This is a genomic window from Paenibacillus sp. sgz302190, assembly GCF_059820445.1.
Map to the genome: position 1 here is coordinate 1 of NZ_JBZYAO010000005.1, position 13,039 is coordinate 13,039.

Sequence of the window (13,039 nt, forward strand, 5' to 3'; positions counted from 1 at the left end):
GAAGTGAGGAGCCGTATGCGTGAATTGCGCACGTACGGATCTGAGAGGGGTATGGGGCACAATCCGAGAAGGAAAGGCCCCGCCTACTCGACCAGGCTTTTTTCGCAAAAGTGGTTCATTTCGGCGAAAAGCCTGCGAAAGTACAGGAATTTTCGCTTTTGATGCGTCTTGGAGTGGATTTGGGTGAAAAAAACTCACATATGCAGGAATATTCCGCAGCAAGCGCATCTACGAGCAAAAAACTGTACATTTGCAGGAATTATACATCCTTCCACCATCATTATCGGCTTAACGCGACCTAACCCCCTCACCGCAAAGTAATCGTGGAATCTTTCGGGTAACGATAAAATCCTCCTGAGCGCTCAACCTGCGGCCAGGAGGATTTTCATATTTATTCGTGTTTTATCTACGTTATCTCCCACATTTCATCAGGTTTATGCTATAATATTGAATTGTTATGTTATTTGATGCGTTAGGAGTGGGTCAGCTTTGTCTCTTATTGTGATGAAATTTGGCGGCAGCTCTGTCGGAGATGCGGAGCGAATGAAACGTGTTGCAAAAAGAATCGTAGAACGAAAACAGGCGGGTCACAGCTGCGTCGTTGTCGTTTCGGCGATGGGAGATACAACCGATGATTTGATCGACCTGTCCAGGCAAATTTATGACGGCGCTCCACCTGCCCGGGAAATGGATATGCTGCTGACAACAGGCGAACAAGTATCGGTAGCCTTATTGTCGATGGCGATACATAGCCTTGGGGAAAAGGCCGTTTCGTATACCGGTTGGCAAAGCGGTATTTATACCGAAGAGGTTCACGGGAAAGCGAGAATTACGGATATTCAGCCGAAACGGGTGAGCGACGCCCTTGCGCAAGGAAATGTCGTCATCGTAGCCGGCTTCCAGGGCATGACGGAAGCAGGGGAAATTACGACGCTCGGCCGCGGCGGATCGGATACGACCGCAGTGGCGCTGGCTGCCGCGATCAAGGCTGATCTTTGCGAAATTTACACGGACGTTGACGGCGTATATTCCACAGATCCGCGAATTGTGAAAGTAGCCAGAAAGCTTAACGAGATTTCGTACGACGAAATGCTGGAGCTGGCTAACCTCGGTGCAGCCGTGCTTCATCCGCGTGCTGTTGAGTATGCCAAAAATTACAACGTAACCCTCGTGGTGCGTTCCAGCTTTACTTACAATGAAGGTACCAACGTGAAGGAGGAAGCAGTGATGGAGCAAGGAATCGTTGTTCGAGGCATCGCTTACGATAAAAATGTAGCAAGAATCAGTATTCTCGGTGTACCGGAGAAGCCGGGGCAACTGGCCAAAGTGTTCACGGCGCTTGCCGACGTGCAAATCGACGTGGACATTATCGTGCAAAGCGGCGTCATCGACGGTTCGGCCGATTTCTCTTTCACGACGTCCTTGTCCGACCGGGAAAAAGCGCTTGAAGTGATCGGGAAAATTCAAGGCGAAATAGGCTTCCGCGAAGTGACTTCCGAAGTGAATCTCGTCAAAGTGTCCATTGTCGGCGCCGGCATGGTCAGCACGCCGGGAGTTGCGGCAACGATGTTCAAAGTCATTTCCGACCTTGGCGTCAGCATCAGCCTGGTCAGCACGTCCGAGATCAAAATGTCCTGCGTCATCGACGGCACGCATCTGGCCGACGTTATCCGCGCGCTGCATACGGCGTACGGCTTGGACACTACGGAGCAGGCGTTCGTCGGCGGACCGCAGGATCGGAGATAGCTACTTGATTTTATCGGCAAGAAAGTAAGCCACCTTGAGCAAAAACGCCGTGATTCCGGCGGCCATGAGAGGTCCTACCGGAATACCGCGCATAAATACAATGCCGAATATCGATCCAATGACAAGGCCCACAATTAATTGTGGGTCTATTTTTAATAGTTCCAGTCCTTTGCCGTTCATGTAAGTCGCGATAGCCCCTCCCGCCAATGCAATGAGGCCGGGCCAGGTCGTAAATACGGACACGATGTCCTTGAAGGAGATGCGCTCGCTTGCAAAAGGGACGAGTACCCCCATGGTCAAAAAAAGCAGGCCTAATTCCAGCCCCCGCCGCTCCAGGGTCGGCAGGTAGCGGTCGAGCCCGATCAGCTTCACGACAAGCAGGATGCAGGCGGCCGTCGTAATAATATGCGATCGGCCGATCAGCCCGATAATAATAAGAATGACCAGTAACAAGTCGCCGTTCATGCCAAAACCCCTTGTCTCATGAGTAGTCAATCCTAGTCTATGAGACGGGCTTTGTTTTAGAACACGATGGGGCTATGGGGAACCATCCGGTCATTTTGCAAAACGGGCACCGTGGCAAACGTATTCGACTCCCCGCAGAACGCGATATCGTCGCGGAACCCGAGCTTGCACAATCTTTTGCCGTTTGAGGTTTTCAGCAGCGTTTCCGTTATGTTCGATTGCAGGTGCAGGTAGCAGTTCATCATAGCGAGCCCGAAATCGTTGATTTGCGTATGCTTATCCCCGATCAAGCCGATGAGCTCGGTGACGAGCTGGCCGGCGCAAAGCCCGTCTTCCAGAGCAAACACGTCCTGCGTGCCTGCGCACACGAGCACGACGTCCCGTTTGAACTCCGCCGCGGCAGCCGCACAGGCTCTTCCGTTAATCAGCGCACCCGCCAGCACATGGTCCGCTTTCATCGCCTTTTGAATGCCGCGCGTGCCGTTGGTCGTCGTCAGAATCACTTTTTTGCCGCCGACGGCGGACGGCGTATATTCACCCGGCGAATTCCCGAAATCGAAGCCGGGTATTTTTTTGCAGAAGCGCTCGCCCCCGAGCAGGTCTCCCTGCCCTTGCAGTTCTTTGGCCTGCAGCACGGTTTCCACAGGGACGACGGCGATGCAGCCGTTGGCTAAAGCTGCAATCATCGTGCTGGTAGCGCGAAGGACATCGATCACGACGACCGTTTTATGGATGAATTCATCGGACCTGGCTTCGCCTACGCTCGCGACCACATCGATTTGCATGGTTCAATCCTTCCCGGCACCGAAGGACAACGTATCGGAGCGAAGCCCTCTCCGCAATGCTTCCAAAGAAATAATGTCCGGAGTCGCGATATTGCCCAAATGAATGTCAGGGCCCAAAAGCTGCAGCAAATGGACCTGCTGGTGTTTCAGCGGCGCTTCCCACAAAAGCAGGTGCCGCCCCGGTATCGCGGAAAGCACTTTATGCAGCTCCTCGTCCTTGCAGTTCCCCTGTTCGTCAAAAATGCCCACGCCCATCCCGGATTCCCGGGCTTCGATCGTCACAAGCTCCGCGCCGAACTGCGCATCCAGCGTTACCGTCTCGATAAGCTCCTCAAGCTCGATCGATGACCCCCAGCCTTTTTTGCCATATTCGGTAAAGACCTCAAGACCGGCCTCCAGCCCCCGCAGGATCAATTCGTTTCTAAGCCTCCGATCCATGCTGATCGTTCCGTCGGACACTTCAAGTCCGGTAAATCCGAGCGCGATAACCATATCAAAAAAAGAATCGACCGCATCCTGGGCGACAGCTACCTCCAGGAACGTGCCTCCCGGATAGACGCAAATGCCGGCAGCTTTGGCCATTTCGATTTTCTTTTTCAATATTTGCTGAGGGTATAGAGGCGAGGTTCCGAATCCGAACTTGATCATATCCACATGATCGCCGGAAGCGCTCAGCAAATCCTCAAAGGCGTTCATGCCCAGCCCTTTGTCGATTACCATCGTTTTTCCGAGCGTCCTCGGTTTGGCCTGTCTCCGCCCTGAGGGGTCGACCAGAACCGGGTTCCATTTCAGTTGAGAGGTCACTTCCATGGGATCTATCTCCTCGCTATCCTGTTAAGGTTCATTTCTGAGTTCATCATATGCATTTTTGATTGGGGTGGTGCCCACTATGCCTAAAATCAGACGAGCCCGCATAAGGTAGGGTAAAAAGGGTTAGCAGCCGTTGAACCTCTTTTGAAAGCTGCATCGGGGCGCTCCGCGATTTGAAAAAACCTCCGACTCCCGTTGTAAAGCCGTTTCCTTATTGGACTGGCCTTCGGGCGGTAGAAACGGCTTTACAAAAGTATCGTCTCCGGCTTTTTTCCAATCTCTGCGCTTTTGCAGCTTCAGCCCGGGTTCACAAGGAGGATGCCCTTTTTAAAGGAGGGAAGCAAGAAGGCATGATCAACAAAATTGTTCTGAGCATGGCGTCGCTGAGGTTGATGTCGGGAAGCATCGAGATCATTGCGGCGATTTTGATGATCCGGTTGAATCAGGTGGATAAAGCTTTGCTGGTCAATACGGGACTGGCTTTGGTAGGTCCTCTAGTACTTTTGACGACAACGACTATCGGTCTAGTAGCTATTGCCGAAAAACTATCATTTGGCAAAATGCTATGGGTGATTGCGGGTGTAAGCTGCATTTTCATAGGCATATTAAAAAAGTAAACTGTCATATTTCTTTCTATCAGGCATACAAATGAATAGAGAAGACTGGACAACCTGGAGGCATGGCCCACTATGCTGGATTCGATAATAAACCTGCTTCCCCGCTCGCTGCAAACGATTTTGGCGCAGCTTCCGGCAGACGTTCAACAGGGCGTGGAAGAGATCAGGGTGAGAGAGTCGCGGCCGCTTGAGATCGGCTTTTGCGGCAAGTACGCGTTTTTGAACGGCCGGGGCCAACTGGTATACGACGAAGCGGCAGCCTACAAGCCCGGCGAGGCGGACTGCCGGTCCCTTCTGGAAATGCTGACGAATCATTCCTTGTACACGTTCGAGGAGGAGCTGCGCCGGGGCTACATTACCGTTGCCGGAGGCCATCGGGTCGGACTGGCCGGGAGGACGGTGCTCGAGCAGGGGCAGGTCAAGCAAATCCGCGACGTAAGCTCCTTTAACATCCGGGTCGCGAGGGACGTCCAAGGGGCCGCCAAAGAGGTGATGCCGTACTTGTTCGATCCCGCGCTGCAAAGCATCCACCATACGCTCATTATTTCGCCTCCGCAGCAAGGAAAGACGACGCTCGTCCGCGATCTAGCGAGGTTGGTGAGCCGGGGCGACTGGGGTTCGGCTGTCAGGGAGGCGGCACATGAACCGCCGGCCCGGATCGGGCGCAAAGTCGGCGTTGTCGACGAGCGTTCGGAATTGGCGGCCAGCGTCAGAGGCGTTCCGCGGTTCGATCTCGGCCCGCGCACGGATGTGCTGGACGGCTGCCCCAAAGCGGAGGGGATGATGATGATGATCCGCTCCCTGTCGCCGGACGTGCTGGTCGTCGATGAAATCGGCCGGCCCGAGGATGCGTCGGCGATCCACGAGGCGGTCCACGCCGGCATCCGGCTGGTCGCGACCGCTCATGGCGCCGACTATGAGGATGTGCGACTCCGGCCGGTTATGAGGCAGCTGCTGGACGAGGGGGTATTTGCCAGATATGTCGTGCTGGGAAGACGCAAGCAGGGTAACGCGCCGTTTCGGGTGCTGGACGGTTCCGGAAGACAGCTCCAAGCCTATCGAACGGGAAGAGGATGATCGATGATGCTGAAGTTTGCCGGATCGGTGCTCATCCTCGGAGCCGCCGCTCTGCTTGGTTTTCTGCAAGCCGCCCACTATGCCAGACGCCCCAGGCAAATTCGGCTGCTGATCGGAGCTTTGCAGCGGATGGAAACCGAGATCGTGTTTGCGCTCACACCGCTTCCCGACGCGTTCCTGTCGCTCAGCAAGCAGCTTGCCGAGCCCGTATCCTCGCTGTTTCGGCTGACTGCGCAGCGTCTTGCATCCCCGGACGGAACGGGAATGTCCGCGCGTGAAATATGGCGGCAAACGGTGACGGACGTATGGAAGCGGACTTCGCTGCAAATGCCCGAGCAGGAGATCGTGCTTCAACTCGGATCGGTGCTCGGAATCTCCGATCGCGAAGATCAGGTGAAGCATCTGCGGCTCGCCGTCAGCCAACTGCAGGCTGAGGAAACGGAAGCGAGAGAAGAGCAGCGCAGGTACGAAAAAATGTGGAAAAGCCTCGGTGTCCTGATAGGAGCATTAATCGTGATCTTGATGTATTAAAAGATGCAGCGGTACATTCGCCAAGCTTTTATCAGTTGTCAACAGAGTGGGGTGCCCGGAATGAACGTAGATGTAAACGCCATTTTCCAGATCGCCGGCATCGGCATCATCATCGCGATGATTCATTCGGTGCTCAAGCAGATGGGCAAAGAGGATATGGCGCATTGGGTGACGGTAATCGGCTTCGTGGTCGTGCTGTTCATGGTCGTCAGCATGCTGGATCACTTGTTTAAAGAAATCAAAACGATATTCCTTTTTCAGTAGGCGGACCTCGCTATGGAAATTATTCAAATCGTCGGTCTGGGGCTTATCGTTACGATACTATCGCTCATTATTAAAGAGCAGAAGCCGATGTTCGCTTTTTTGCTCGCAGCGTTTGCAGGAATTATGATCTTCCTGTTCCTGATCGGCAAAATATCGGCGGTCATCCAAATGCTCGAGAATTTGGCGCAAAAGTCCGGTGTCAATATGGTTTTCCTGAAAACGATACTGAAAATCATCGGCATTGCTTACATCGCCGAGTTTGGCGCCCAAATCGTCCGGGACGCAGGTCAGGAATCCGTCGCTTCCAAAATCGAGCTGTCCGGCAAAATTTTGATTATGGTGATGGCGATTCCGATCATAACGGTCATTATAGAAACAGTCGTCAAACTGCTGCCCGCTTAAGGCGCAGCAACGCTTAAGGAGCTGAACCCAGTGATCCCACCCGCCCTGCGCCGCGCGCCCGACAACCGATGGACGATATTTGTGATTTTGCTGGCCAGCTTCTGGCTCGGATGGACGGGCACGTCAAACGCCTACTCTCCGGCGGATACGCTGATTAAAGAGCAGGCCAGCCATCTGAACACCGATCAGGTCGAGCAGTATTGGGATAAGCTGATGAAAGAATACGGCGGCTATTTCCCGGAAAGCAAGACGCCCAGCTTTATGGACTTGCTGCTGGGGACGAAAGGAATCAGCGTATCCAGCCTGTTCCGGGGACTATTGAATTATGTGTTCCATGAAGTGATTGTTAACGGCAAACTGCTCGCCTCCATCGTGATTTTAACCGTGTTCAGCATGATTTTGGAGACACTGCAAAGCTCGTTCGAAAAAAATACGGTCAGCAAGCTCGGATACTCCATCGCCTACATGGTCTTGATTATTATCGCGATCAACAGCTTCAGCGTTGCTATCGGCTATGCCAAGACAGCCATCACGTCGATGATCCAGTTCATGGTCGCTATCGTTCCGCTGCTGCTGACGCTGCTCGCTTCGATGGGAAACGTAACCTCGGTTACGATCCTGCATCCGCTGATCATCTTCATGGTCCATTCGATCGGCACCGCCATCTATGTGTTCGTGTTTCCGCTGCTGTTCTTTTCGGCGGTACTGAACATCGTCAGTTCGCTCAGCGAACGGTACAAAGTGACGCAGCTGGCCAATTTGCTGCGGACAGTCAGCCTCAGCCTGCTTGGCGTGTTTGTAACGGTTTTTCTCGGCGTCATATCGGTGCAGGGCACCGCAGGCGCCGTCAGGGACGGAGTCGCGATCCGGACGGCCAAGTACGTTACGGGAAACTTCATTCCCGTCGTCGGCAGGCTGTTCTCCGACGCCACCGAAACCGTCATTGGCGCTTCGCTGCTCGTCAAAAATGCGATCGGGCTCGTCGGCGTCATCATCCTCATTCTGCTGTGCGCCTTCCCGGCGATCAAAATATTGACGCTCGCTTTTATATATAACCTAAGCGCCGCAATGATGCAGCCGATCGGCGACAGCCCGATGATCGCCTGTCTGCAGACGATCGGCAAAAGCATGGTGTACGTGTTTGCCGCGCTCGCTGCGGTAGGACTGATGTTTTTCCTGGCGATCACGATCATGATCGCAATCAGCAACGTGTCGGTCATGATGCGCTAGGAGTCTGTCCGATGAACCACGCAGAAGGTATGCACAAAAGTAACTCCGTCGGACAGACTCCCAGGAGTCTGACGGTCGGTATGTTTGAAAAAGATGCTCAGGAGGACCTCCCATGGACTGGTTAGGCGGATGGCTCAAAACCGTCATCATGGTCATCTTGCTTGCGACCTTCGCAGATTTGCTGCTGCCGAGCAATACGATGCAGCGCTATGTCAAAACCGTGCTCAGCCTGTTCATCCTGCTGACGCTGCTTTCGCCGGTCGTCCAACTGCTGCGCAAAGATTGGAGCGTCGACCAATTGCTTGCCTCGGCCGAAACGAGGCAGAGCGAAGCCGCCCTGCAGGCTGGCGGCGGGAAAAACCTGATGAAATCGCTTGACGACATTACGCGCGAAGCGCAAAAGCTTGCGGCCGAAGGGAACAAACAGTCCGTGCAGCTGATCCAAACCCGGCTGGCCGAATTGATGAAGGAAGATTTGCAAAAACAAACGGATCTCGCCGTCAGCGACGTTCAAGTGCGCGCTCAAATCGACAATAACGGGAAGCCCTTCATTACCGATGTCAGGGTAACCCTTCATGATATAGAGGCGAAACGGCAGCCGCAGCCCGGGGCAAAAGACGGCAGCATCGCCGCGATGCAGCCGGTCAAGCCCGTCGATCCGGTGCGGATCGACATTCAAGCCGGCGGCAAGTCCGCGCCGGCAAGCAAAGGGCAGGAGCCGCTGCCGCAGCGGTTGCAGCAGGAACGCGACCGGCTCATTCAAGGAATCAGCCGTGACTGGCAAATAAAACCGGTGCAAATCGGCATCCGCATTCTAACCGATGCGGGCAAGCTGTAGCAGCGCACGGGCGAGGGGCACATTCACGAAACGAAGCGGGGTGAACGGATGGGAACATTGCTGCAATGGATGGAGCAGAAATTCGGAGGAGGTCCCGGAGGACCCAAACGCAAAAATACAATCCTGTGGGTCGTATTGATTGGTCTCTCGGGAGCTGCGCTGATGATTCTGAACTCTTTTTTAACCGTAAAAGATGCCGATCCCATTAACGAAGGCAGAGCCTCTCCGCCTCCGAACCAAACGACGTTTCTCGGCAGCCAGCCGAAAGAAAATTCCGCTTTTCACGATTACGAGGAAGCTTACGGCGCGCAGTTGAAAGAAATTTTGCAAAAAATTGTCGGCGTCGGCGATGTGGAAGTGCTGGTAACGATCGAATCCACGGAAGAAGTGACCGTCGATAAAAACTACAACGACAGCCAGCAAATGACGACCGAGCGCGATACGAACGGCGCTACGAGAAACATCTCCCAGGTTACGCGGAGCGGGGAAGTGGTCATCTACCAGGTTTCGGGGGACCAGAAGCCGCTCGTGCTCAAATATATCAAACCCAAAATCAGAGGGGTTATCGTCGTCGCCAGGGGCGCGGAAAATTTGACCGTGAAAAAAATGATTTCCGAAGCGGTGGAGCGGGGCCTGGACGTTCCCGCCCATAAAATCTCGATTTTGCCGAGAAAAACAGGTTAAACGCTGCAACTGTTCAACCATTTCATTCATCATACCCAATTTCAAATATCCAAGGAGGAATTTTCAATGAACGCAAAAAGACAAACAATTTGGCTCGTATCCATGCTTAGCCTGATGGTGGTGCTGTCCGCTTACTACTTGTTTACCGAAGACGTGAACAAGCTGGATGTCGCTTCGACAGAAAACGTCAAAAAGCCGCAGGAAGTCAAAATCGACATGAGCCAGGTCGACCCGGGCGCAGCCGCCGCGAATACAGGCAAAACGGACACAAAAGCCGCTGCCGGCACAGATGCCAAAACGGACGCAAAAGCAAACGCCCAAACTAGCACGCAAACAAATACGCAAACAAATACGCAAACAAATACGCAAACAGATGCCAAGGCGAACCCGCAAACGAACCCGCAAACGAGCGCGAAAACGGATGTGAAGACTGACGCCAAAACAGGCGCGAAAACAGATGCCAAACCATCGGCCGACGCATCCGGTGACGCCAAGCAAAGCGCGGACGCGAAAATTTTGCAGCAGGTCGAGGAGCAGTCGAAAGCGACATCGGCCAGCGACTATTTTACGAACGAGCAGTTGAAACGTCATGAAGCGTACACGAAAAAATCTTCCGATCTGCTGGATCTGATCACGGACAAAAATCAAACTCCGGAAGCCTTAGCCAAAGCGAACAACGACCTCGAGAAGCTGTCCGGCGACTACGACAAGATCGAGAACCTGGAAGGGATGCTGATGAAAGATTATTCGCAGGCGATCGTGACGCAGGAAGGCAGCGCCTGGAAAGTGACGGTGCAAAGCGGCAAACTTGAAAAAAGCCAGGGCGTTACGATCGTGGACATGGTCATGAAAGAGCTTGGCGCCGCTCCCGAAAATATTAAGATTCAATACGTCCGTCCATAGATTCGGGCGTCAAACCGCAAAAAATGACGCAATCCGCCGGAAAGGGTCCGCGAAACTGGACTCTTTCCATTTCTTGCGTTTATGGGTATAATACTAACGTTGCGGGTGAAGTAGCCCGCTTTCATAGGTTACGTGCCCGTGTTAAAGGTTCACCAACTTTGAAGGAGTGACTTTAATGTTCAAATTGAGTGAAATCAAAGAGCTGATCAAGCTGGTTGATCAATCCAATTTACAAGAGCTTGAAATCGAAAACGAAGGATCGCGACTTTCGATTCGTAAGCCGAATAAAACGGAATCTGTATTGGTTGCTGCGCCTGTTCAGCATACATACGCGCAAGCGGGACATGCCGGCGTTGTCCACCAGGCGCCTGCGCCTGCCGCCGAGACCGCGTCCGTGCAGTCCGTTCCGGCCGCGAAGCAGAACGACCCGTCCGTTCACACAATTGTGTCCCCGATGGTAGGCACATTTTATCAGGCTGCTTCCCCGGGCGCCGCTCCTTACGTCAGCGTCGGCTCCAAAGTCGTCGACAAAACGGTCGTATGCATCGTGGAAGCGATGAAGCTGATGAACGAGATCGAAGCGGAAATCAAAGGCGAAATCGTTGAAGTGCTCGTCGAAAACGGCCAGCTTGTCGAATACGGCCAACCATTATTTTTGGTCAGACCGGAGTAAGCGCGTTTTGTTCAGGAGGGAAAACCATGAAGTTTCATAAAATCCTTATCGCGAACCGCGGAGAGATCGCCGTTCGTATTATTCGGGCCTGCAGAGAGCTCGGCATCGATACGGTCGCCGTTTATTCGGAAGCCGACCGCGAAGCGCTGCATGTGCGCCTTGCCGACGAAGCTTACTGCATCGGGCCGACCGCGTCCAAAGACAGCTATTTGAATTTCACGAACCTCATGAGCGTAGCTACGCTAACGGAGTGTGACGCTATTCATCCCGGCTACGGATTTTTGGCGGAGAACGCCGATTTTGCGGAGATTTGCGAGAGCTGCAATCTGACGTTCATCGGGCCTTCCCCGGATGCGATCAGCCGGATGGGGGACAAGTCCGTCGCCAAGCAGACGATGAAAGAAGCGAGAGTGCCTATCATTCCCGGTTCCGACGGTCTGGTAGAGAACATCGAGGACGCGCTGAGCATCGCCAGAGATATCGGTTATCCGGTCATTATCAAGGCTACGGCCGGCGGCGGCGGCAAAGGCATCCGCATTGCGGAGGACGAGGATACGCTCGTTCAGCAAATTGCGACCGCACAGCAGGAGGCGCAGAACGCTTTCGGCAACTCAGGCGTCTATCTGGAGAAATATTTGACCGGCATGAAGCACGTCGAAATTCAAATTCTTGCGGACAAGCACGGCAACGTCGTGCACTTGGGCGAACGCGACTGCTCGGTGCAGCGCCGCAGGCAGAAGCTGGTCGAAGAAGCGCCATGTCCGATTTTGACCCCGGAAATCCGCAAAGCGATGGGGGAAGCGGCGGTACGCGCAGCGCAGGCCGTGAATTATTCCGGTGCGGGAACGCTGGAGTTTTTGCTTGCTCCGGACGGTCAATTCTACTTCATGGAAATGAATACGAGAATTCAGGTCGAGCATCCGGTTACGGAAATGATCACGGGAATTGATATTATCCAAGAGATGATCAGCATCGCCGAAGGCAATCCGCTGTCGTTCTCCCAGGATGATGTCAAAATCAACGGCTGGGCTATCGAATGCCGTGTCAATGCGGAAGATCCGAACAAGAACTTCATGCCTTCCGCCGGACAAGTAAGATTTTACCTGCCTCCGGGGGGCTTCGGCGTCAGGGTGGACAGCGCGGCATATCCGGGCTATACGATTCCGCCGCACTATGACTCCATGATCGCGAAGCTGATCGTGTGGGGAACCGACCGCAACGACGCGATTGCCCGGATGAAAAGGGCGCTCACGGAGTTCGCCGTCGAAGGCGTGCATACGACAATTCCGTTTCACCAAAAATTGCTGGAGCACAAGAAATTTATCCAGGGCGACCACGACATCAAATTTTTGGAAGAACACGATGTGAACGATCCGGAATCCTAGGAGTCTGCCCAGACAGACTCCCAGACATTTGTTTGTCATATAATCGGCGAAATGGTATAGTATTTTATTATGACAGCTTATCCCAAACACGATAAAATTGATACATGCTGACGAGGCCGGTTATACTTTCGCGCCTGTGCAGCGCAAATGTTTACGAAGCCGGTTTTCTGGCGAAAATTTTTAGGAGGTGCCACAATGACCACAATCGCTCCGGATTACGTCAAGACAGACTTGGGCAGCATCCAAATTGCCCCTGAAGTTATTGAAATCATTGCCGGTCTGGCAACGGTTGAAGTGCAGGGAGTAGCGGGGATGAGCGGCGGTCTGGCAGGCGGAATTGCCGAATTGCTCGGACGCAAGAACTTGTCCAAGGGCGTAAAAGTTGAAGTGGGGCAGCGCGAAGCCGCCATTGACGTCTCCATTATTGTCGAATACGGAAATCGAATCCCGGAAGTGGCCGGCGGAATTCAACAAAATGTCAAGCAGGCGATTGAATCGATGACAGGGTTGAATGTAGTGGAAGTGAACGTACACATCCACGACGTCCATTTCAAATCGAACGACAAACCGGTCGAAGAAGAGTCGCCGGCCGCGCAACGAGTGAAATAAGCGGATCATTTGAAGCCCCC

The 13,039-nt window shown here is 53.5% G+C and carries 16 protein-coding genes; 13 read left to right on the forward strand and 3 right to left on the reverse strand.

The genetic code is table 11. From position 1 onward, the window contains the following. Positions 1 to 489: 489 nt before the first annotated feature. Positions 490 to 1,746, forward strand: coding sequence for an aspartate kinase (locus AC6RNO_RS08035; RefSeq protein ID WP_474681587.1), 1,257 nt, complete (start codon positions 490 to 492; stop codon positions 1,744 to 1,746). On the opposite strand, the gene AC6RNO_RS08040 is transcribed toward AC6RNO_RS08035, so the two are convergent. Genes AC6RNO_RS08040 through comA form a run of 3 tightly spaced genes read right to left on the reverse strand, consistent with a single transcriptional unit; the run spans position 1,747 to position 3,806 of the window. Next, positions 1,747 to 2,211, reverse strand: a complete 465-nt coding sequence (locus AC6RNO_RS08040; protein WP_474681586.1) for a DUF441 domain-containing protein — start codon at positions 2,209 to 2,211, stop codon at positions 1,747 to 1,749. It lies immediately after the preceding gene. A gap of 56 nt (positions 2,212 to 2,267) precedes the next feature. Further along, a complete protein-coding gene (locus AC6RNO_RS08045) occupies positions 2,268 to 2,996 on the reverse strand; it encodes a 2-phosphosulfolactate phosphatase (RefSeq protein ID WP_474681585.1) in 729 nt (242 codons plus the stop codon). A gap of 3 nt (positions 2,997 to 2,999) precedes the next feature. Further along, a complete protein-coding gene (comA, locus tag AC6RNO_RS08050; protein WP_474681584.1) occupies positions 3,000 to 3,806 on the reverse strand; it encodes a phosphosulfolactate synthase in 807 nt (268 codons plus the stop codon). A 350-nt stretch (positions 3,807 to 4,156) separates the two neighbouring features. Here comA and AC6RNO_RS08055 point away from each other — a divergent pair, with 350 nt between their 5' ends. The 12 genes from AC6RNO_RS08055 (at position 4,157) to AC6RNO_RS08110 (ending at position 13,019) form a co-directional block, all read left to right on the forward strand. Continuing rightward, positions 4,157 to 4,423 (forward strand): YqhV family protein, encoded by a 267-nt coding sequence (locus AC6RNO_RS08055; protein WP_474681583.1) that lies wholly within the window; start codon positions 4,157 to 4,159, stop codon positions 4,421 to 4,423. A 72-nt stretch (positions 4,424 to 4,495) separates the two neighbouring features. After that, positions 4,496 to 5,500, forward strand: a complete 1,005-nt coding sequence (gene spoIIIAA / locus AC6RNO_RS08060; RefSeq protein WP_474681582.1) for a stage III sporulation protein AA — start codon at positions 4,496 to 4,498, stop codon at positions 5,498 to 5,500. Between the two features lie 6 nt (positions 5,501 to 5,506). After that, positions 5,507 to 6,031, forward strand: coding sequence for a stage III sporulation protein SpoIIIAB (gene spoIIIAB, locus AC6RNO_RS08065; RefSeq protein WP_474681687.1), 525 nt, complete (start codon positions 5,507 to 5,509; stop codon positions 6,029 to 6,031). A 60-nt stretch (positions 6,032 to 6,091) separates the two neighbouring features. Continuing rightward, positions 6,092 to 6,295: a stage III sporulation protein AC gene (gene spoIIIAC / locus AC6RNO_RS08070; RefSeq protein WP_029197158.1), complete on the forward strand. Its 204-nt coding sequence runs from the start codon at positions 6,092 to 6,094 to the stop codon at positions 6,293 to 6,295. Between the two features lie 12 nt (positions 6,296 to 6,307). After that, the gene (spoIIIAD, locus tag AC6RNO_RS08075; RefSeq protein WP_474681581.1) at positions 6,308 to 6,697 is read left to right on the forward strand and encodes a stage III sporulation protein AD; all 390 of its coding nucleotides are present in this window, start codon (positions 6,308 to 6,310) and stop codon (positions 6,695 to 6,697) included. A gap of 30 nt (positions 6,698 to 6,727) precedes the next feature. Next, a complete protein-coding gene (gene spoIIIAE / locus AC6RNO_RS08080) occupies positions 6,728 to 7,927 on the forward strand; it encodes a stage III sporulation protein AE (RefSeq protein ID WP_497105157.1) in 1,200 nt (399 codons plus the stop codon). A gap of 112 nt (positions 7,928 to 8,039) precedes the next feature. Then, positions 8,040 to 8,765: a stage III sporulation protein AF gene (gene spoIIIAF, locus AC6RNO_RS08085; protein WP_497105158.1), complete on the forward strand. Its 726-nt coding sequence runs from the start codon at positions 8,040 to 8,042 to the stop codon at positions 8,763 to 8,765. Positions 8,766 to 8,813: 48 nt separating this feature from the next. Then, a complete protein-coding gene (gene spoIIIAG / locus AC6RNO_RS08090) occupies positions 8,814 to 9,449 on the forward strand; it encodes a stage III sporulation protein AG (RefSeq protein WP_474681579.1) in 636 nt (211 codons plus the stop codon). A 66-nt stretch (positions 9,450 to 9,515) separates the two neighbouring features. After that, positions 9,516 to 10,352 carry a SpoIIIAH-like family protein gene (locus tag AC6RNO_RS08095; protein WP_497105159.1) on the forward strand — a complete coding sequence of 279 codons (837 nt, stop codon included), beginning with the start codon at positions 9,516 to 9,518 and terminating at the stop codon, positions 10,350 to 10,352. A 175-nt stretch (positions 10,353 to 10,527) separates the two neighbouring features. Further along, entirely contained in the window at positions 10,528 to 11,025 is a 498-nt protein-coding gene (gene accB / locus AC6RNO_RS08100) for an acetyl-CoA carboxylase biotin carboxyl carrier protein (protein ID WP_488436642.1), read from the forward strand. Positions 11,026 to 11,051: 26 nt separating this feature from the next. After that, on the forward strand, positions 11,052 to 12,410 hold the full coding sequence (accC, locus tag AC6RNO_RS08105) for an acetyl-CoA carboxylase biotin carboxylase subunit (protein WP_474681576.1): 1,359 nt from the start codon (positions 11,052 to 11,054) through the stop codon (positions 12,408 to 12,410). A gap of 195 nt (positions 12,411 to 12,605) precedes the next feature. Continuing rightward, positions 12,606 to 13,019, forward strand: coding sequence for an Asp23/Gls24 family envelope stress response protein (locus AC6RNO_RS08110; protein ID WP_474681575.1), 414 nt, complete (start codon positions 12,606 to 12,608; stop codon positions 13,017 to 13,019). Positions 13,020 to 13,039 lie beyond the last annotated feature (20 nt).

Coding starts and splice junctions, on each gene's coding strand:
- accB (WP_488436642.1), top strand. CDS start 10,528: ATGTTCAAATTGAGTGAAATCAAAGAGCTGATCAAGCTGGTTGATCAA.
- spoIIIAF (WP_497105158.1), top strand. CDS start 8,040: ATGGACTGGTTAGGCGGATGGCTCAAAACCGTCATCATGGTCATCTTG.
- accC (WP_474681576.1), top strand. CDS start 11,052: ATGAAGTTTCATAAAATCCTTATCGCGAACCGCGGAGAGATCGCCGTT.
- AC6RNO_RS08040 (WP_474681586.1), bottom strand. CDS start 2,211: ATGAACGGCGACTTGTTACTGGTCATTCTTATTATTATCGGGCTGATC.
- AC6RNO_RS08095 (WP_497105159.1), top strand. CDS start 9,516: ATGAACGCAAAAAGACAAACAATTTGGCTCGTATCCATGCTTAGCCTG.
- spoIIIAB (WP_474681687.1), top strand. CDS start 5,507: ATGCTGAAGTTTGCCGGATCGGTGCTCATCCTCGGAGCCGCCGCTCTG.
- AC6RNO_RS08045 (WP_474681585.1), bottom strand. CDS start 2,996: ATGCAAATCGATGTGGTCGCGAGCGTAGGCGAAGCCAGGTCCGATGAA.
- AC6RNO_RS08110 (WP_474681575.1), top strand. CDS start 12,606: ATGACCACAATCGCTCCGGATTACGTCAAGACAGACTTGGGCAGCATC.
- comA (WP_474681584.1), bottom strand. CDS start 3,806: ATGGAAGTGACCTCTCAACTGAAATGGAACCCGGTTCTGGTCGACCCC.
- spoIIIAG (WP_474681579.1), top strand. CDS start 8,814: ATGGGAACATTGCTGCAATGGATGGAGCAGAAATTCGGAGGAGGTCCC.
- spoIIIAA (WP_474681582.1), top strand. CDS start 4,496: ATGCTGGATTCGATAATAAACCTGCTTCCCCGCTCGCTGCAAACGATT.
- AC6RNO_RS08055 (WP_474681583.1), top strand. CDS start 4,157: ATGATCAACAAAATTGTTCTGAGCATGGCGTCGCTGAGGTTGATGTCG.
- spoIIIAD (WP_474681581.1), top strand. CDS start 6,308: ATGGAAATTATTCAAATCGTCGGTCTGGGGCTTATCGTTACGATACTA.
- spoIIIAC (WP_029197158.1), top strand. CDS start 6,092: ATGAACGTAGATGTAAACGCCATTTTCCAGATCGCCGGCATCGGCATC.